This is a genomic window from Rhizobium sp. WSM1328 (assembly GCF_057653715.1).
The window spans coordinates 1,902,571-1,920,501 of the sequence record NZ_CM172788.1 but is presented as its reverse complement, the minus strand read 5'-3'; the positions used below and the strand labels follow the sequence as shown (position 1 = coordinate 1,920,501).

At 60.8% G+C, this 17,931-nt stretch carries 18 protein-coding genes and 1 pseudogene; 11 read left to right on the top strand and 8 right to left on the bottom strand.

Annotated features, from left to right (window positions below; translation table 11 throughout):
* Window positions 1-37 precede the first annotated feature (37 nt).
* The 4 genes from AC2444_RS09885 to AC2444_RS09870 all read left to right on the top strand — a co-directional run bounded on the left by AC2444_RS09885 (window position 38) and on the right by AC2444_RS09870 (window position 3,527).
* Complete coding sequence (locus tag AC2444_RS09885) at window positions 38-544, top strand: winged helix-turn-helix transcriptional regulator (RefSeq protein ID WP_012757453.1); 507 nt, start codon at window positions 38-40, stop codon at window positions 542-544.
* Between the two features lie 13 nt (window positions 545-557).
* Window positions 558-1,823, top strand: a complete 1,266-nt coding sequence (gene fabF / locus AC2444_RS09880) for a beta-ketoacyl-ACP synthase II (RefSeq protein ID WP_012757452.1) — start codon at window positions 558-560, stop codon at window positions 1,821-1,823.
* 80 nt (window positions 1,824-1,903) lie between these two features.
* Window positions 1,904-2,332, top strand: a complete 429-nt coding sequence (locus AC2444_RS09875) for a DUF4864 domain-containing protein (RefSeq protein WP_012757451.1) — start codon at window positions 1,904-1,906, stop codon at window positions 2,330-2,332.
* Between the two features lie 109 nt (window positions 2,333-2,441).
* Entirely contained in the window at window positions 2,442-3,527 is a 1,086-nt protein-coding gene (locus AC2444_RS09870) for an acyltransferase family protein (RefSeq protein ID WP_041935524.1), read from the top strand.
* 2 nt (window positions 3,528-3,529) lie between these two features.
* On the opposite strand, the gene tgt is transcribed toward AC2444_RS09870, so the two are convergent.
* The 5 genes from tgt to coaD all read right to left on the bottom strand — a co-directional run bounded on the left by tgt (window position 3,530) and on the right by coaD (window position 7,465).
* A complete protein-coding gene (gene tgt, locus AC2444_RS09865; RefSeq protein WP_017994066.1) occupies window positions 3,530-4,660 on the bottom strand; it encodes a tRNA guanosine(34) transglycosylase Tgt in 1,131 nt (376 codons plus the stop codon).
* Entirely contained in the window at window positions 4,657-5,742 is a 1,086-nt protein-coding gene (gene queA, locus AC2444_RS09860) for a tRNA preQ1(34) S-adenosylmethionine ribosyltransferase-isomerase QueA (RefSeq protein ID WP_012757448.1), read from the bottom strand. The genes tgt and queA overlap by 4 nt, the downstream gene beginning before the upstream one ends.
* A gap of 74 nt (window positions 5,743-5,816) precedes the next feature.
* Window positions 5,817-6,326, bottom strand: coding sequence for a peptidylprolyl isomerase (locus AC2444_RS09855; RefSeq protein ID WP_003559389.1), 510 nt, complete (start codon window positions 6,324-6,326; stop codon window positions 5,817-5,819).
* Between the two features lie 29 nt (window positions 6,327-6,355).
* Window positions 6,356-6,928: a peptidylprolyl isomerase gene (locus AC2444_RS09850; protein ID WP_012757447.1), complete on the bottom strand. Its 573-nt coding sequence runs from the start codon at window positions 6,926-6,928 to the stop codon at window positions 6,356-6,358.
* Window positions 6,929-6,970: 42 nt separating this feature from the next.
* A complete protein-coding gene (gene coaD, locus AC2444_RS09845; protein ID WP_012757446.1) occupies window positions 6,971-7,465 on the bottom strand; it encodes a pantetheine-phosphate adenylyltransferase in 495 nt (164 codons plus the stop codon).
* A 137-nt stretch (window positions 7,466-7,602) separates the two neighbouring features.
* On the opposite strand from coaD, the pseudogene AC2444_RS09840 reads away from it, so the two are divergent.
* From AC2444_RS09840 to AC2444_RS09830, 3 genes and pseudogenes are all read left to right on the top strand, one after another.
* Window positions 7,603-7,889, top strand: a pseudogene (locus AC2444_RS09840) (hypothetical protein).
* Between the two features lie 123 nt (window positions 7,890-8,012).
* A complete protein-coding gene (locus AC2444_RS09835) occupies window positions 8,013-8,168 on the top strand; it encodes a hypothetical protein (RefSeq protein WP_003539654.1) in 156 nt (51 codons plus the stop codon).
* A 36-nt stretch (window positions 8,169-8,204) separates the two neighbouring features.
* Window positions 8,205-8,339 carry a hypothetical protein gene (locus AC2444_RS09830; protein ID WP_260298902.1) on the top strand — a complete coding sequence of 45 codons (135 nt, stop codon included), beginning with the start codon at window positions 8,205-8,207 and terminating at the stop codon, window positions 8,337-8,339.
* 165 nt (window positions 8,340-8,504) lie between these two features.
* On the opposite strand, the gene gyrA is transcribed toward AC2444_RS09830, so the two are convergent.
* Window positions 8,505-11,342: a DNA gyrase subunit A gene (gene gyrA / locus AC2444_RS09825; RefSeq protein WP_012757443.1), complete on the bottom strand. Its 2,838-nt coding sequence runs from the start codon at window positions 11,340-11,342 to the stop codon at window positions 8,505-8,507.
* 236 nt (window positions 11,343-11,578) lie between these two features.
* Between gyrA and AC2444_RS09820 the strand changes: the two genes are divergently transcribed.
* On the top strand, window positions 11,579-12,226 hold the full coding sequence (locus AC2444_RS09820) for a MarC family protein (protein ID WP_012757442.1): 648 nt from the start codon (window positions 11,579-11,581) through the stop codon (window positions 12,224-12,226).
* Window positions 12,227-12,248: 22 nt separating this feature from the next.
* Here the strand turns inward: AC2444_RS09820 and AC2444_RS09815 are convergent, their stop codons facing one another.
* Window positions 12,249-12,614, bottom strand: a complete 366-nt coding sequence (locus AC2444_RS09815; RefSeq protein WP_017994061.1) for a hypothetical protein — start codon at window positions 12,612-12,614, stop codon at window positions 12,249-12,251.
* A 308-nt stretch (window positions 12,615-12,922) separates the two neighbouring features.
* Complete coding sequence (locus AC2444_RS09810) at window positions 12,923-13,432, bottom strand: single-stranded DNA-binding protein (protein ID WP_012757440.1); 510 nt, start codon at window positions 13,430-13,432, stop codon at window positions 12,923-12,925.
* A gap of 284 nt (window positions 13,433-13,716) precedes the next feature.
* On the opposite strand from AC2444_RS09810, the gene uvrA reads away from it, so the two are divergent.
* From uvrA to AC2444_RS09795, 3 genes are read left to right on the top strand one after another with little or no spacing between them, the layout of a single operon-like run.
* The gene (gene uvrA / locus AC2444_RS09805; protein ID WP_012757439.1) at window positions 13,717-16,638 is read left to right on the top strand and encodes an excinuclease ABC subunit UvrA; all 2,922 of its coding nucleotides are present in this window, start codon (window positions 13,717-13,719) and stop codon (window positions 16,636-16,638) included.
* Window positions 16,635-17,096 carry a GNAT family N-acetyltransferase gene (locus AC2444_RS09800; protein WP_012757438.1) on the top strand — a complete coding sequence of 154 codons (462 nt, stop codon included), beginning with the start codon at window positions 16,635-16,637 and terminating at the stop codon, window positions 17,094-17,096. The genes uvrA and AC2444_RS09800 overlap by 4 nt, the downstream gene beginning before the upstream one ends.
* A 24-nt stretch (window positions 17,097-17,120) precedes the next feature.
* Window positions 17,121-17,927: a DUF72 domain-containing protein gene (locus AC2444_RS09795; protein WP_012757437.1), complete on the top strand. Its 807-nt coding sequence runs from the start codon at window positions 17,121-17,123 to the stop codon at window positions 17,925-17,927.
* Window positions 17,928-17,931: the final 4 nt, after the last annotated feature.

Genomic DNA, 17,931 nt, shown 5'->3' with positions numbered 1-17,931 from the left:
TTGCATGATGATAGTTACTGCTATAGTGACATCGGCCATGCAAAGGACAAGCTTCAGCGACTTCAAATGCCCGGCGGCACGCGCGCTCGACAGCGTTGGCGACTGGTGGAGCATGCTGATCCTGCGCGACGCCTTCCAGGGGCTTTCGCGCTTCGACGAATTCCAGAAAAGCCTCGGCGTGGCGCCGAACATCCTGACGCGGCGGCTCAAACATCTGACGGAAAAGGGCCTGTTCAAACGGCGGCTCTATCATCATCGCCCTGCCCGCTACGAATATCTGCTGACGGAAAAGGGCCGTGATTTCTTTCCTGTTCTGATGACGCTGTTTTCCTGGGGAAACCGGCACATCCCCGAAGAGGACCTCTCCTTTCTCTTGGGCGATGCCGCTTCCGGCAGAGTGCGCGAGACGATGCTGGTCGATGCGCGCACCGGCGAACAAGTGACCCCCGAAAACACCAGCCTGCTTGCAGGCCCCGCCGCCGACGACGAGGTGCACGAGCGGATCGCCCGCATGCGCGCCTGGTATCTCGGCATCGACGCATAGAAAGGAAAAGGAAATGGATCGCATCGTTGTCACCGGCATGGGACTTGTCTCGCCACTCGGCACCGGCGTCGAACCTGCATGGAAGCGTCTTCTCGACGGCGTTTCCGGGTTGAGGGTGCTGGCGGAGGATATCGTCGGCGAGCTCTCGGCCAAGGTTGGAGGCATCGTTCCCGGTATCGCGGAAGATGCTGAGGCCGGTTTTGATCCCGACCGTTACATCACGCCCAAGGACCAGAAGAAGATGGACCGCTTCATCCACTTCGCCATGGCGGCGACGGAGGAAGCAGTAAAACAGGCAGGCTGGATGCCGACCGACGAAGGCGAGCGCCAGCGCACGGCAACGATCATCGCGTCGGGGGTTGGCGGCTTTCCGGCGATCGCCGAAGCGGTGCGGATTGGCGAAACGCGCGGCGTGCGGCGGCTGTCGCCCTTCACCGTGCCCTCTTTTCTCGTCAACCTCGCCGCCGGCCAGGTCAGCATCCGTTATGGCTTCAAGGGGCCGCTCGGGGCGCCGGTGACGGCCTGCGCGGCCAGCGTCCAGGCAATCGGCGATGCGGCGCGGCTGATCCGCTCCGGTGAAGCGGATGTGGCGATCTGCGGCGGTGCCGAGGCCTGCATCGACAAGGTGAGCCTCGGCGGCTTTGCCGCTGCCCGTGCCCTTTCCACCGGCTTCAACGAGACGCCGGAGTTGGCGTCGCGCCCCTTCGACGTGGCCCGCGACGGTTTCATCATGGGCGAAGGCGCCGGCATCCTGGTCATCGAAACGCTGGAGCATGCACTTGCCCGTGGCGCCACACCGCTTGCCGAACTCGTCGGCTACGGCACGGCGGCGGACGCCTACCACATGACCTCAGGCCCCGAAGACGGCGACGGCGCCCGCCGGGCGATGGAGGCAGCACTCAGGCAAGCGAAGATCCCGGCTTCAGAGGTCAGGCATCTGAACGCGCATGCGACCTCGACACCGGTCGGGGACAGAGGCGAGATCGCGGCGATCGGCACGGTCTTCGGCCGCGACGGCGGCATTGCCGTCAGCGCGACAAAATCGGCGACCGGCCACCTGCTTGGAGCGGCCGGCGGGCTGGAAGCGATCTTCACTATCCTGGCGCTGCGCGACCAGATCGCGCCTCCGACCCGCAACCTCGATGAGGCTGATCCTGATGCCGACGGCATCGATATCGTCGGCAAGACGGCGCGGCCAGTCGTGATGGACTATGCGATCACCAACGGTTTCGGCTTCGGCGGGGTGAATGCCAGTGCCCTGTTCCGCCGCTGGTCGTAAAGTCCGCTTTCCTTGCGCTAGAAATCGCCTACACTTCTACTCTATCGGAGGTCGTTCCCCGATAGAGCCGGAGATCCCCCATGCGCGCCTTCTTCGCAGTTCTCATTCTGTGTGCCGCGTCCGCCCTCTCCCCTGTATCGGCCCGCGCCGAAGATCCGATCGACACGACGCGGACGATGATCGAGGCCCAGATCAAGGCCTTCCTCAAGGACGATGCCGAGACCGCCTATTCCTTCGCCGCTCCCGGCATCCGGGCACTATATCCCGACAAGAACCTGTTCTTCGCCATGGTGAAAAAGAGCTACGAGCCGGTCTATCACCCCGGCAATTACGCCTTCGGACGCAGCCGCTCGATCGACAACGGCGCGCTGATCTATCACGAGGTGCTGATCTCAGGCCGCGACGGCAAGGATTGGACGGCGATCTACCAGATCATCCGCCAACCGGACGGCGGCTACAGGATCAACGGCGTGCAGATCATGCCCGATGCGGACAGCAAGGGCATCTGACGCGCTGTTTCCACTCTTTGGTGGAAACTCAACCGACCGCACGGTTTCGTTGCAATAACAATTTCGAAATCCTCCTGGAGTAACAAAGTGCCAACGGAGGGTTGTTGCGGTGAACGCTGGTAAGCAATTTTTTACAGCTCTTGAGGCGTTGCGAGGAATTGCGGCTATCATGGTCATGTTCCTCCACACGGGTGGTACTCTGGGTCCGATCCCGGCGAATATCAGTTACCTTGCCGTTGACTTCTTCTTTCTGTTGAGCGGCGTCGTTCTTACAAATTCATATGAGAAGCGACTGATAACAGGGCAGATTTCGCCCGCCGGGCTTCTCCTACAGCGTATCATTCGGCTTTATCCTCTTTATCTTCTTTCGCTTCCGATTGGCCTTTTCAGCTATGCACTTAAAAACGGGTTGGACTACTCCACCCTGGCGGACCTTCTGCTGAGGGCAATCCTGTTCATTCCAAGCGCAAGCCAGGAAGGTATCTTTCCCTTCAACGGGCCTAGCTGGTCACTCTTCTTCGAGCTCTGGGCCGGAGTGCTGTTCTCCATGCTTCTGATACGACTGTCATTCAGAAGCTTGCTCGCCATCGCCCTGGCGGCGGCCGGCATCACCATCTATGGGGCATTGGTCGGAGGTAATTTCGATATTGGTCCCGAGGCGGGCGATTTCAGATTTGGCTTTTCAAGAGTGCTGTTCTCGTTCTCGCTCGGAATCTGCCTTTACAGGTTATATGAGGTCCAGAAACCGAATACAGCCAATAACGGCAACGTTATAGGCCTTTTTCTCTGTGCTTGTCTGATCTTCATAACCAACATACCAGCCCGCATATTCTTCGGTTTCCCGTATTTTGATTTTTTAATATGCCTCGTGGTCTTCCCGGCCATTGTCTGGCTTGCGATGCGCACGAGACAGACCGGCCTGGTCGAGCTGGTATTCCGTTGGCTCGGGAGGCTTTCCTATCCGATTTATATCCTGCATAGCCCCATCTTCAGTCTGCTGCAGTCACTGCGGCAAAAGGGCTTTGACCTTCCTGCTTCTCCGGCAGCCGGTATGGTCGTCGTAGTCGGAATTTTCATTGTGGCTGGCATCGCCGCTATTCACTTCGACGAGCCAGTGCGCAAAAAACTTAAAATGATGGTTGTGCCAAACCCGGCGTCCGCAGTTCCTGCGGTAAGCAACGCGGGGGCGGAATAGACTTACACTGGTTCGAGATCGCCCCTCGCCCATTCCTCCTGCGTTTCCGCCATGAAATCGGCGAATCGGCCTTCGGCGATCGCTTTGCGGATGCCCTGCATCAGTTCCTGATAATAGGCGAGGTTGTTCCAGGAGAGGAGCATGCCACCAAGCGCTTCGTTGGAGCGGACGAGATGGTGCAGGTAGGCACGCGAATAATCGCGCGAGGCCGGGCAGTTCGACTGTTCGTCGAGCGGGCGCATATCCTCGGCATGGCGGGCATTGCGGATATTGACCTTGCCGCGGCGGGTAAAAGCCAGACCGTGACGACCGGAACGGGTCGGCATGACGCAGTCAAACATGTCGATGCCGCGCGCGACCGATTTCAGGATATCGTCAGGCGTGCCGACGCCCATGAGGTAACGCGGCTTTTCCAGAGGAAGGACCGGCAGCGTCGTTTCCAGCATCTGCAGCATAACGTCCTGCGGCTCACCGACGGCAAGGCCGCCGATCGCATATCCTTTGAGGTCGAGCTGGCTCAACGCCTCGGCCGAGCGGATGCGCAGTGCCGGGATATCGCCGCCCTGGACGATGCCGAACATCGCCTTGCCGGGCTGCTCGCCGAAGGCGACCCTGCAGCGCTCGGCCCAGCGCAGCGACATTTCCATGGCCCGCTCGATCTCCTTCGGCTCGGCCGGCAGCGCCACGCATTCGTCGAGCTGCATCTGGATGTCGGAGCCGAGCAGCCCCTGGATTTCGATGGAGCGTTCCGGCGACATATGGTGCAGGCTGCCGTCGACATGCGACTTGAACGTAACGCCCTGTTCGTCGAGCTTACGCAGGCCGGACAGCGACATCACCTGGAAGCCGCCGGAATCGGTCAGGATCGGGTGCTCCCAGCGAATGAGCTTATGCAGGCCGCCAAGGCGGGCGACACGCTCGGCCGTCGGGCGCAGCATCAGGTGATAGGTATTGCCGAGGATGATGTCGGCGCCGGTCTCGCGCACCTGGTCGAGATACATCGCCTTGACCGTGCCGACGGTACCAACAGGCATGAAGGCCGGCGTGCGGATCTCGCCGCGCGGCATGGAAATCTGGCCGAGGCGGGCGCCGGCATCGGTCATCTTCAGGGTGAATTTGAAGTTGTCTGTCATTTGTCTTTCCGGAAAAGAAGGCTCGCGTCGCCGTAAGAGTAGAAGCGGTAGCCCGTCGAAATGGCGTGTTTATAAGCCGCGTGCATGGTCTCGAAGCCGGCAAAGGCCGCGACCAACATGAACAGCGTCGAGCGAGGCAGATGAAAATTGGTCATCAGCATGTCAACCGCCTTGAAGCGGTAACCGGGCGTGATGAAGATGCCGGTAGCGCCGGCCCAGGGCATGATCTCTCCGCCTTCCTCGGCCGCGCTCTCGACGAGCCGTAACGAGGTCGTGCCGACACAGACGATGCGCCCGCCTCTTTCCCGCACGGCATTCAGCCGGGCAGCGATCTCGGCGCTGACATAGCCGCTTTCGAGATGCATCTTGTGATCGTCGGTATCGTCGGCCTTGACCGGCAGGAAGGTGCCGGCACCGACATGCAGCGTGACGAAATGGCGTTCGATGCCGGCCTTGTCGAGCGCTTCGAACAGCGCAGGCGTGAAATGCAGGCCGGCGGTGGGGGCGGCAACGGCGCCCTCCTCGCGAGCATAGATCGTCTGGTAATCGGCGCGGTCGCGCTCATCCTCGGGGCGCTTGGCGGCGATATAGGGTGGCAGCGGGATATGGCCGACGGCGGCGATCGCCTCGTCGAGCGCCGGGCCCGAGAGATCAAACAGTAGCGTCACCTCGCCGGCCTCGCCCTTTTCCTCGACGGCGGCATCGAGCGAACCGAGGAAACAGCTTTCGCCGGAATGGCCGAAGGAGATGCGGTCGCCCTGTTTGATCCGCTTGCCCGGCTTGGCAAAGGCCTTCCAGCGGTTGGGGCCGGTGCGCATGTGCAGTGTGGCAGACACCTGCTGGCCGCCGGCGCCGTCGCGATGGCGGATGCCCTCGAGTTGGGCGGGAATGACCTTGGTATCGTTGAAGACCAGCGCATCGCCAGCCCGCAGGAAGGAGGTGAGATCGCCGACGCGATGATCCGACAGGTGGCTTTCCGCATTCGGATCAACGACGAGCAGGCGCGCGCTGTCGCGCGGCTCGGCAGGCCTCAACGCGATGCGTTCATCCGGCAGATCGAAATCGAAAAGGTCTACGCGCATCGGGGCACTTTCAGGCAAAGCGAAACCCGCCCCGCGCAGCTATGCGCAAAGGCGGGTTTCAGCAGAAATCACAATCAGACGTCGGCGGCAACCCGCATGGAGACGATCGAGTCCGGATCGGAAACCGGCTCGCCGCGCTTGATCTTGTCGACGTTGTCCATGCCTTCGATGACCTGGCCCCAGACGGAATACTGCTTGTTCAGCCAGGGCGCGTCGGTGAAGCAGATGAAGAACTGCGAATTGGCCGAGTTCGGGTTCTGCGAACGGGCCATCGAGCAGGTGCCGCGCGTATGCGTGGTCGCGGAGAATTCGGCCTTCAGATCCGGCTTCGAAGAGCCACCCATGCCGGCGCGGCCGGGATTGAAGGTTTCCGAGCCCTTCTTGCCGAATTCGACATCGCCCGTCTGGGCCATGAAATCCTGGATGACGCGGTGGAAGACGACGCCGTCATAGGCCTTCTCGCGAGCGAGTTCCTTGATGCGGGCGACATGTTCCGGGGCGACCTGCGGCAAAAGCTGAATGACAACCTTGCCCTTGGTGGTTTCCAGAATGACGGTGTTTTCGGGATCCTTGATCTCGGCCATTTGCCTTCTCCTCTTGTTTCTCTCGTAACTTACTTCTTGCCCAGGGTGACCTTGATCATCCGGTCTGGGCTTTTGACTTCGCCGTTCTGGCCTTCACCCTTCTTGATCTTGTCGACGTTCTCCATGCCGGAAACAACCTTGCCGACGACGGTGTACTGACCGTTCAGGAAGGAGCCTTCGGCGAACATGATGAAGAACTGCGAATTGGCGGAATTCGGATCCTGCGAGCGGGCCATGCCGACCGTGCCGCGCACGAACGGGGTCTTGGAGAATTCAGCCGGGATATCAGGCATATCCGACGAGCCGGTGCCGGCGAGGCTCGCATCGAAGCCCTTTTCCATGTTGCCGTATTTGACGTCGCCGGTCTGAGCCATGAAGCCGTCAATGACGCGGTGGAAGGCGACGTTGTCATATTCGCCCTTCTTGGCCAGTGCTTCAATCTGGGCGACATGCTTCGGCGCCACCTCAGGCATGAGCTGGATGACGACTGGGCCGTTCTTCAGCTGGATGGTGAGATAGTGATCGGCCGACTGGGCAAAAGCATCCCCCGCGAAGGAGGCGAGATACAACACGCCGGCAAATGCGAGATAAAAGAGTTTCATATGAGCTCCATTGCGGCGGGTTCCGCCTGGTCTTTGCGCTTGCTAGTTTGGGCGCTTGGATGTGAGGGCTTGCAAGACGGCGGCCGGCACGAAAGCGCTGACATCGCCGCCCATGGCGGCGATCTGGCGGACCAATGTGGCGGTAATGGGCCGCGAGGCAGTGCCCGCCGGCAAAAAGATGGTCTGAATATCGGGCGCCATCGTCCGGTTCATGCCGGCCATCTGCATTTCGTAATCGAGATCGGTGCCGTCGCGAAGACCGCGGATCAACAGCGTGGCGCCATGGGTGCGAGCGGCATCGACGACAAGATTGTCGAAGGCGACGACGGCGATGTCGCCGGTCTTGCCGGGCAGCGCCTCGGCCAGCGAACAGCGGATCAGCTCTGCTCTCTCTTCGAAGGAGAAGAGCGGCGCCTTGCCGGGATGGATGCCGATCCCGACGATCACCTTTTCTGCGACGTTGAGCGCCTGGACCAGAACATCCACATGCCCATTGGTGATCGGGTCGAAGGACCCCGGATAGAAAGCTGTCGTCATGTGGCCCGACCGTTGGTTTGACGCCTTTTGTCACGGATGACGCCTTCTCGCAAGTGATTTGCCCAGCTCCGGCCAGAGCGCCGCGCGTCTTTTCGGACACGTAAAAGGCCGTTATGCGCCGGGCGGTTAAACGACGGATGAATGGCCCGTTCAAGACCGTTTCAGATAGGATCTGTTTAACTCCGATCATCAAAGCAGCCGATGCCATTCCGGCATCCGCGCTCCCTGAAAGACCAGATCCATGCTGATCGTGCTTGTTGCACTTGCCGTCGTTTCCTCCCTCGCCGCCGAGATGGCCTATGGCTATTTCGCCGATCGATACGAGATGAGCTGGGTGCGGCCGGAGCTTGCCGAGCACGCGGCGATCGTGCGCATCCAGGTTCGGCTGCGCGAAAAACGAGCTGCGAATCTGAATGCCAGATGAACGAGACATTCAAGGTCGCTTCAGATCGGCATTGGTAAACACCCGATCAACATCCGGCGGAACCATTTACAGACGGATGCGTTCATTCAACCGATACATTAGAGCGGCGCGGAAGGATTAAAAATGCCCGGCAAGATTACGATGATTAACGTGCTCTGGATGGTAATGGTCACGGGCATGCTGACCGCAACTGTCGCTCTCTATGATCAGAAGGTTGATACGTCCAAGGTTTATGGACCCTACGCTTCGGCCCGGACGGCCGTGCTGGGCCAGTACTGAGGGGCGAGAACGCAACTCCCCAGGAAAGGAATGCCTATGTTCACGATCTTGACAATGCTCACCGCCCTTATCAGCGTCATGTTCATCGTGTCTGTGGCCTCGACGATTTCAGCGCTCCGGCGCGAAGGCGAAGAGGTGAAGGCTCTGAATGAAAAACATAGAGCATTCTGACATTCCTCGCTTACTGCCCTCTCCCACCCTTGAGCGGCACCCTTCCGTCGCCAGGGCCATTCAAAGCCGGATGCCACACAGCGTCCGGCTTTTTCTTTGGGCGTGTCCCGAACCATCTCCGATTTGAAAAGAAAAGGGCGGCTCGAAGCCGCCCCGTTCATTTGATCATTCCTCGGCAGGCCCGGCCGGATCGCCATCGGCAATCGGCGCCTCGTCGCCGCCACCTTCGTCGGCAGCACCTTCTTCAGTAGCAGGTGAGCCTTCGGCGATCTCGACAGCCTCTTCCGTCTCGTCCTCCTCCGGCTCGCTGATGCGCTCGACCGAGACGACCTTCTCGTCCTTGGCCGTCGAGAAGATGGTGACGCCCTTGGTGGCGCGGCTGGCGATGCGGATGCCGCCGACCGGCACGCGGATCAGCTGACCGCCATCGGAGACCAGCATGATCTGGTCGCCATCATCGATCGGAAAAGCCGCGACCAGCTCGCCGATCTCGGCTGTTTTCGAGGTGTCGGTAGCGCGGATGCCCTTGCCGCCGCGGCCGGAAATGCGGAAGTCGTAGGACGACGAACGCTTGCCGAAGCCCTTTTCGGAGACGGTGAGCACGAACTGTTCGCGTGCTCTCAGCTCGTCATAGCGGTCGTCGGAGAGCTGTCCCTCCTCGATGACCTCTTCACCGACCAGCGCAATATCCTCTTCATCCACGCCCGTCGCCCGGCGTTCGGTGGCGGAACGCTTGAGATAGGCAGCACGCTCCCACGGCTCGGCATCGACATGACCAACGATCGTCATGGAAATGATGCGGTCGCTATCGCCGAGATTGATGCCACGCACGCCGATCGAGTTGCGGCCGGCAAAGACCCGGACGTCGTCGACGGAGAAGCGGATGCACTGGCCGAGCGCCGTCGTGAGCAGCACGTCGTCATTTTCCGTGCAGGTCTCGACGGAGAGGATTTCGTCGCCCTCCTCCTCCAGCTTCATGGCGATCTTGCCATTGCGGTTGACCTGGACGAAATCCGACAGCTTGTTGCGGCGAACCGTGCCGCGCGTGGTCGAGAACATGACGTCGAGATTGTCCCAGCTCGTCTCGTCTTCGGGCAATGGCAGGATCGTGGTGATGCGCTCGCCGGGTGCGAGCGGCAGCATGTTGATCAGCGCCTTGCCGCGTGAGGTCGGCGTGCCGATCGGCAGGCGCCAGACCTTCTCCTTGTAGACGATACCGCGCGAGGAGAAGAACAGAACCGGCGTATGAGTGTTGACGACGAATAGCCGGCTAACGAAATCCGCGTCGCGGGTGGTCATGCCGGAGCGGCCCTTGCCGCCTCGGCGCTGGGCGCGGTAGGTGGTCAGTGGCACGCGCTTGATATAACCGAGATGCGAGACGGTGACGACCATGTCTTCACGCGCGATCAGGTCCTCGTCGTCCATTTCGAGACCGCCATCGACGATCTCGGTGCGGCGCGGCGTGCCGAACTCGTCGCGGACGGCGAGAAGTTCGTCCTTGACGATGGTCTGGATGCGGACGCGCGAGGAGAGGATATCGAGATAATCCTTGATTTCCTCGCCGATCTTGTTGAGTTCGTCGCCGATTTCGTCGCGGCCAAGCGCGGTCAGGCGGGCAAGGCGCAATTCGAGGATGGCGCGGGCCTGCTCTTCGGAGAGGTTGTAAGTCAGATCCTCGTTGATGCGATGGCGCGGATCGTCGATCAGACGGATCAGGCTTTCGACATCTTCCGCCGGCCAGCGGCGGGTCATCAGTTCTTCGCGAGCCGACTGCGGATCGGGCGCCTGGCGGATGACGCGGATGACCTCGTCGATATTGGCGACGGCGATGGCGAGACCAACCAACACATGGGCGCGATCACGCGCCTTGCGCAGCAGGAATTTCGTTCTCCGGCTAACGACTTCCTCGCGGAACGAGACGAAAGCGCGCAGCATGTCGAGCAGGGTCAGCTGTTCGGGCTTGCCACCGTTCAGCGCCACCATGTTGCAGCCGAAGGACGTCTGCAGCGGCGTATAACGATAGAGCTGGTTGAGGATAACATCGGCGTTGGCATCGCGCTTCAGCTCGACGACAACGCGATACCCCTGGCGGTCGGATTCGTCGCGCAGATCGGAAATGCCTTCGATGCGCTTGTCGCGCACCAGCTCGGCCATCTTCTCGATCATCGTCGCCTTGTTCACCTGGTAGGGAATCTCGGTGATGATGATCTGCTCGCGGTCACCGCGCATCGGCTCGATGGCGGCGACACCGCGCATGATGACGGAGCCGCGGCCGGTCTCATAAGCCGAGCGGATGCCGGCACGGCCGAGGATCTTCGCGCCCGTCGGGAAATCGGGACCGGGAATGATCTGGATCAGTTCCGGCAGCTCGATTGCCGGATCGTCGATCAGCGCGATGCAGCCGTCGATGACTTCGGAGAGATTGTGCGGCGGGATGTTGGTCGCCATGCCGACTGCGATGCCGCCGGCGCCGTTGACGAGCAGGTTCGGGAACTTGGCGGGCACCACGACCGGCTCGGAAAGCGTGCCGTCGTAGTTGTCGCGGAAATCGACGGTTTCCTTGTCGAGATCGTCGAGCAGCGAGTGGGCAGCCTTTTCGAGGCGGCATTCGGTATAACGTTCGGCCGCCGGCGGATCACCATCGACCGAACCGAAATTGCCCTGACCGTCGATCAGCGGCAGACGCAGCGACCAGGGCTGCGCCATGCGGGCGAGCGCATCATAGATCGCGGAATTGCCGTGCGGATGGAATTTACCCATCACGTCACCGGTGACGCGGGCGCATTTGACGTATTTCTTGTTCCAGTCGATGCCGAGTTCGGACATGCCGTAGAGGATGCGCCGGTGCACGGGCTTCAGGCCGTCGCGCACGTCGGGCAGCGCGCGGCTGACGATGACGCTCATGGCGTAATCGAGATACGACCGCTGCATTTCCTCCATGATGGAGATGGGCTCGATGCCTGGCGGGAGCTTCCCGCCGCCGGGGGGTGTTTGCTCAGTCAAAACAGATCACGATCTCTTCTAGAATCACTTGAAGATTTATAGCGGAAAGCCTGTTGCCGCGCCAATTTCACAGCGCGTTTTGAACAGGCTTTTGCGGCTTAAAGAGGGTAAAACATGCAAGTTGCGCGGCCGGACCGGACAAATCCGCCGCGGGCCGCCGCGGGATATTTGCCAAATCGGAATCCCCGCTTCACAATCATAAAAACCACGCACCCATATGGGGTTCCGGAGAGCCGATGGCAAGCGCCGACCAATTGATCAACGCCTTCACGACGCTGCTCGTCACCATCGATCCACCGGGGCTTGCGCCGATCTTTCTGGGCCTGACGACGGGCATGAGCCGAACCGAGCGCAAGCAGGTGGCGCTGCGCGGCTCGGTCATCGCCTTCATCATCCTTGCCGTCTTCGCGCTTTTCGGCGCGGGCGTGCTCGGGGTGCTCGGGATTTCGATCGGCGCCTTCCGCATCGCCGGCGGGCTGCTGCTGTTCTGGATCGCATTCGAGATGGTGTTCGAGAGGCGGCAGGAGCGCAAGGAGAAGGCGACCGAGGCGGCGATCACCAAGGATCATATCGAGAATATCGCCGTCTTCCCGCTCGCCTTGCCGCTGATCGCCGGCCCGGGCGCGATCTCGGCGACGATCCTGCTTGCCGGCACGCTCGCCACCTCGATCGGGAAAGCGCAGCTGATCGGCGTCATTGCCGCCAATCTGCTCCTGACCTTCGTCATGCTGCTCATCGCCGAAAGGCTGGACCGTTTTCTCGGCGTCACCGGCCGGGCGATCCTGACGCGACTCCTCGGCGTCATCCTCGCCGCGCTTGCCGCACAATTCGTCGTCGACGGGGCAAAGTCGGCGTTCAATCTCATCAGCGCGACGCCGCACTGAAAAACCTTGAGCGCCTTTCAATCTAAACTGCGAGAAGTGCGAACGCCTCATTCGGCGTTTCAGGAACCTGCTCCATAGTCAAAGCGCGCACGATAGCTCTCGTCAACTCGCGAAAAATATCTATCGACGAACCTATGTCCGAATGTGCCATTCGATCAAAGGAGAGAATTCCAAAACTAGGTAATGCAGCCTCACCAAGATCCTCTATCCCCTTGAACAGGCCCGGCATGTATTCCGCGGCAAATCCGGTAAGCACTTTGTGGTGACTTGGAGCAAGTGATAGGGACCACCTCTCTCCCTTGGTACGTTCAATCGGGACATTCACCTGCAGACCTTGCGTTTTAGTGGACTTATCCAGGGTAACTGACAGCAGACCATGTACAGTCATGCCTCCAACCGGCCGAGCTATTTCCGCAGCCACGTTCGTCCGATGAGGAGTGCCTTCTCCGCTGGCGAAAACTTTACTCTCCCACAGACGGCATCGAGTTGAATCCATCGACGGCGGTGACTCGTCCAACCAAAGTCGGAGGCGCGTACCGGAAGCTCTATTAAAGATGTGGCAGCTCATTCAGAATTCCCCAAATTCCGGCCGATGTGGTCTGAATCATCTGCCGCGAAATCAAAGAAAAAGAGCATGACGCCATCCAAGGCATCATGCTCTCTCACGTCTCTCACCAAGCCAGGAAAGGCTATCGATCAGAACGGGATATCGTCGTCGAGATCCCGCGAGAAGTTGCCGCCGCCGCCACCGCCGCGGCTCGGCGATGAAGCGGGAGCCGGGGCGCCGTAATCGTCGCCATAATCGTTGCCGCCGGCGCCACTGCCACGGCCGCCGCTCGCGCCGCCGCCTTCACCGCGGCCGTCGAGCATCGTCAGTGTCGAACCGAAACCCTGCAGCACCACTTCCGTGCTGTAGCGATCCTGGCCCTGCTGGTCCTGCCATTTGCGGGTCTGCAGCTGGCCTTCGATATAGAGCTTGGCGCCCTTTTTCACATATTGCTCGACGACCTTGCAGAGGCCCTCGTTGAAGACGACGACAGTGTGCCATTCGGTCTTCTCACGGCGCTCGCCGGAATTGCGATCGCGCCACGTCTCCGAGGTCGCGATACGAAGATTGGCGATCGGCCGGCCATCCTGAGTGCGGCGGATTTCGGGGTCCGCACCGACGTTTCCAATCAGAATTACCTTATTCACACTACCAGCCATACTTCTCACCCTGCCTGCCGCCCTGCCCGGCGGCGTTTAATCGATCGGCGCACCTTAAACCATCACGGACCGCCGATGCGCATGGGCGGCATTTAATCCACATCTTTATCCCATCAGAAAGCCGCATGCACTCATCAGGAATTTTGTTCTTTATTTGTTCTAGTTTATCCGTATGATCCTGTCAACAGAATCGAAAACCTTGAGCCCTTGCGGATATTCAGCCTCGACTCGCCCGTCGGCATCACTAAATAAGGGCTGTTATCCAGAAAACCAAAGCAGAGACGATGAGCGAACTGAAGACGATCTCCATCCGCGGCGCGCGCGAGCATAATCTGAAGAGCATCGATCTCGATCTGCCGCGTAACAAGCTGATCGTCATGACCGGGCTTTCGGGTTCCGGCAAGTCCTCGCTTGCGTTCGACACGATCTATGCCGAGGGCCAGCGGCGTTATGTCGAGAGCCTGTCGGCCTATGCCCGGCAGTTCCTCGAAATGATGCAGAAGCCCGACGTCGACCAGATCGACGGCCTGTCGCCGGCGATCTCGATCGAGCAGAAGACCACCTCGCGCAATCCGCGCTCGACGGTCGGCACCGTCACCGAGATCTACGACTACATGCGCCTGCTCTTTGCCCGCGTCGGCGTTCCCTATTCGCCAGCGACCGGCCTGCCGATCGAGAGCCAGACCGTCAGCCAGATGGTCGACCGCATTCTCGATTTCGGCGAGGGCACCCGTCTTTATATTCTTGCGCCACTCGTGCGCGGGCGCAAAGGCGAGTACAAAAAAGAGCTGGCCGAGCTGATGAAGAAGGGTTTTCAGCGCGTCAAGGTCGACGGCCAGTTCTATGAGATCGCTGAAGCGCCGGTGCTCGACAAGAAATATAAGCACGATATCGACGTGGTGGTCGACCGCATCGTCGTGCGCTCGGATGTCTCGGCGCGGCTGGCCGACAGTCTGGAGACTTGCCTGAAACTCGCCGACGGGCTGGCGGTCGCCGAATTCGCCGACAAGCCGCTGCCGCTGGAAGAGACGTCGGCCGGCGGCTCGGCCAACAAGTCGCTGAACGAGACACATGAGCGCGTGCTGTTTTCGGAAAAATTCGCTTGCCCGGTCTCCGGCTTCACCATTCCCGAGATCGAACCCAGGCTGTTCTCCTTCAACAACCCGTTCGGCGCCTGCCCGACCTGTGACGGCCTCGGCGCCCAGCAGAAGATCGATCCGGATCTGATCGTGCCCGAGCCCGAGCGGACGCTGCGCGACGGGGCGATCGCGCCCTGGGCCAAGTCGACCTCGCCCTATTACAATCAGACGCTGGAAGCGCTCGGCAAACATTACGGCTTCAAGCTCGGCACCCGCTGGAACGATCTCACCGACGAGGCCAAAGACGTCATCCTCAACGGAACCAACGACAAGATCGAATTCCACTACGCCGACGGCGCCCGCTCCTATACGACGCAGAAGAATTTCGAGGGCATCATCACCAATCTCGAGCGCCGCTGGAAGGAGACCGACTCCGCTTGGGCGCGCGAAGATATCGAACGCTTCATGTCGGCGGCCCCCTGCCCTTCCTGCAACGGCTTCCGCCTGAAGCCGGAGGCCTTGGCGGTGAAGATCGACACGCTGCATATCGGCGAAGTGACTGGTATGTCGATCCGTGTTGCCCGCGATTGGTTCGAGACGCTGCCGGCAAGCTTCAACGCCAAGCAGAACGAGATTGCCGTGCGCATCCTCAAGGAAATCCGCGACCGGCTGCGCTTCCTCAATGATGTCGGCCTGGAATATCTCAGCCTGTCGCGCAATTCCGGCACGCTGTCGGGCGGCGAAAGCCAGCGCATCCGGCTTGCCTCGCAGATCGGCTCCGGGCTGACGGGCGTGCTCTATGTGCTCGACGAGCCGTCGATCGGCTTGCATCAGCGTGACAATGCCCGGCTGCTCGACACGCTGAAGCACCTGCGCGACATCGGCAACACCGTCATTGTCGTGGAACATGACGAGGATGCGATCATGACGGCCGACGACGTGGTCGATATCGGCCCGGCGGCCGGCATTCACGGCGGTCAGGTCATTGCCCATGGTACGCCGCAGGACATCATGGACAGTCCGAACTCGCTGACCGGTAAATATCTCTCCGGCGAACTTGGCGTTCCCGTTCCCGACGAGCGCCGCAAGCCGAAGAAGGGCCGCGAGATCAAGGTGGTCGGGGCGCGCGGCAACAATCTGAAGAATGTCACGGCGTCGATCCCGCTCGGCGTGTTCACGGCGGTGACCGGCGTTTCCGGCGGCGGCAAATCCACCTTCCTGATCGAGACGCTTTATAAATCGGCGGCACGCCGCGTCATGGGCGCACGTGAAAACCCGGCCGATCACGATCGCATCGACGGCTTCGAGCATATCGACAAGGTGATCGACATCGACCAGTCGCCGATCGGCCGTACGCCGCGCTCGAACCCGGCGACCTATACCGGCGCCTTCACGCCGATCCGCGACTGGTTCGCCGGCCTGCCGGAGGCAAAGGCGCGCGGCTACCAGCCGGGCCGCTTCTCGTTCAACGTCAAAGGCGGACGCTGCGAGGCCTGCCAGGGCGACGGCGTCATCAAGATCGAGATGCACTTCCTGCCCGATGTCTACGTCACTTGCGATGTCTGCCACGGCAAGCGCTATAACAGAGAGACACTCGATGTCACCTTCAAGCAGAAGTCGATCGCCGAGGTGCTCGACATGACGGTGGAAGAAGGCGTCGATTTCTTTGCGGCGGTGCCTGCGGTGCGCGACAAGCTGCAATCGCTGAAGGATGTCGGCCTCGGTTATATCAAGGTCGGCCAGCAGGCGAATACGCTCTCGGGCGGCGAAGCGCAGCGCGTCAAGCTCGCCAAGGAACTGTCGAAACGCTCGACGGGGCGCACACTCTACATTCTCGATGAACCGACGACCGGCCTGCATTTCCACGACGTCGCCAAGCTGCTCGAAATGCTGCACGAACTGGTCAACCAGGGTAACTCGGTGGTGGTGATCGAGCACAATCTCGAAGTCATCAAGACGGCCGACTGGGTGCTCGATTTCGGCCCCGAAGGCGGCGACGGCGGCGGCGAGATCGTCGCGACCGGCACGCCGGAAGCGATCGTCAAGGAAAAGCGGTCCTATACCGGGCAATTCCTGAAGGAATTGCTGGAGCGGCGGCCAGCGAAGAAGGCGGTTGCGGCGGAATGACGATGAGGACGGCGTCGCCCGATGATCTGGAAACGATCGCGACGCTGACAGCAGCCGCCTATCGGCCCTATAGCGAGCTGTTCGGCGCTCCGCCGATGCCGGTGACGGAGGATTACGCGCCGCGGATCGAACGCGGCGAGGTCTGGCTCTGCGAGATCGACGGGCAGACGGCCGGCCTGGTGGTCGTCGAGCAACATTCCGATCACCTCATGCTGTTCAGCATCGCGGTCTCGCCGGCCTTTCAGGGCGCCGGGCATGGACTGGCAATGCTGCGCTGGCTGGAAGGCAAGGCGCGGGCATGGGCCTTGCCGGAGATCCGGCTCTACACCAATGCGCGGATGGAGCGGAACATCGCGCTCTATAGCGCCTTCGGGTTTCAGGAAACGGGTCGCCGGCCGAACCCTTATCGGCCGGGATGGACGCTCGTCGACATGACGAAAGAGATCAATGCGGCCTGAGCGGCTGCGAATGGGGAGGACGACATGACGAAATCCGGCACTATCCGCACCGGCATCGGCGGCTGGACCTTCGAGCCCTGGCGCGGGCATTTCTTTCCCGAGAGCCTGAAACAGAAGGACGAGCTGAATTATGCCAGCCGCCAGCTGAAGGTCATCGAGGTCAACGGCACCTATTACAGCACGCAGAAGCCTGCGGTCTTTGCCAAATGGGCGGCTGACGTGCCCGACGGCTTCATCTTCTCGCTGAAGGCGACACGTTTCGTCACCAATCGGCGGGTGCTTGCCGAAGCCGGTGAATCGATGGAGCGGTTCCTGTCATCGGGCATCAGCGAACTCGGCGATCATCTCGGGCCGCTGCTCTGGCAGTTCGCGCCGACGAAGAAGTTCGATGCAGAGGATTTCGAAGCCTTCCTGAACTTGCTGCCGGCAAAACAGGAGGGGCTGACACTCCGCCACGTGGTCGAGGTGCGGCACGATTCCTTCAAGGTGCCGGAGTTCGTGGCGCTGCTGGCCAAATACGGCGTGGCGCCTGTTTGCGCCGAACATTTCGAATATCCAATGATCGCCGACGTGACGGCCGATTTCGTCTATGCGCGGCTGCAGAAGGGATCAGACGATATTCCGACCTGCTATCCGGAAAAGGACCTGAAGGCCTGGGCTGACCGGCTGGAGACCTGGGCGGAGGGCAAGGTTCCTGATGACCTGCCGCTGATCGATGGAGATCGCAAGGTGAAGACCGAGCCGCGCGACGTCTTTGCCTTCATGATCCATGAGGGCAAGGTCAATGCGCCGCATGGGGCAATCGCCCTGCAGCAGGCGCTGGCGAAGTAGGCAA

Excerpts from the sequence above, each read along its gene's own strand:
- AC2444_RS09885 (WP_012757453.1), top strand. The coding sequence starts at position 38 with ATGCAAAGGACAAGCTTCAGCGACTTCAAATGCCCGGCGGCACGCGCG.
- fabF (WP_012757452.1), top strand. The coding sequence starts at position 558 with ATGGATCGCATCGTTGTCACCGGCATGGGACTTGTCTCGCCACTCGGC.
- AC2444_RS09875 (WP_012757451.1), top strand. The coding sequence starts at position 1,904 with ATGCGCGCCTTCTTCGCAGTTCTCATTCTGTGTGCCGCGTCCGCCCTC.
- tgt (WP_017994066.1), bottom strand. The coding sequence starts at position 4,660 with ATGACAGACAACTTCAAATTCACCCTGAAGATGACCGATGCCGGCGCC.
- queA (WP_012757448.1), bottom strand. The coding sequence starts at position 5,742 with ATGCGCGTAGACCTTTTCGATTTCGATCTGCCGGATGAACGCATCGCG.
- AC2444_RS09855 (WP_003559389.1), bottom strand. The coding sequence starts at position 6,326 with ATGGCCGAGATCAAGGATCCCGAAAACACCGTCATTCTGGAAACCACC.
- AC2444_RS09850 (WP_012757447.1), bottom strand. The coding sequence starts at position 6,928 with ATGAAACTCTTTTATCTCGCATTTGCCGGCGTGTTGTATCTCGCCTCC.
- coaD (WP_012757446.1), bottom strand. The coding sequence starts at position 7,465 with ATGACGACAGCTTTCTATCCGGGGTCCTTCGACCCGATCACCAATGGG.
- AC2444_RS09835 (WP_003539654.1), top strand. The coding sequence starts at position 8,013 with ATGCCCGGCAAGATTACGATGATTAACGTGCTCTGGATGGTAATGGTC.
- AC2444_RS09830 (WP_260298902.1), top strand. The coding sequence starts at position 8,205 with ATGTTCACGATCTTGACAATGCTCACCGCCCTTATCAGCGTCATGTTC.
- AC2444_RS09820 (WP_012757442.1), top strand. The coding sequence starts at position 11,579 with ATGGCAAGCGCCGACCAATTGATCAACGCCTTCACGACGCTGCTCGTC.
- AC2444_RS09815 (WP_017994061.1), bottom strand. The coding sequence starts at position 12,614 with ATGACTGTACATGGTCTGCTGTCAGTTACCCTGGATAAGTCCACTAAA.
- AC2444_RS09810 (WP_012757440.1), bottom strand. The coding sequence starts at position 13,432 with ATGGCTGGTAGTGTGAATAAGGTAATTCTGATTGGAAACGTCGGTGCG.
- uvrA (WP_012757439.1), top strand. The coding sequence starts at position 13,717 with ATGAGCGAACTGAAGACGATCTCCATCCGCGGCGCGCGCGAGCATAAT.
- AC2444_RS09800 (WP_012757438.1), top strand. The coding sequence starts at position 16,635 with ATGACGATGAGGACGGCGTCGCCCGATGATCTGGAAACGATCGCGACG.
- AC2444_RS09795 (WP_012757437.1), top strand. The coding sequence starts at position 17,121 with ATGACGAAATCCGGCACTATCCGCACCGGCATCGGCGGCTGGACCTTC.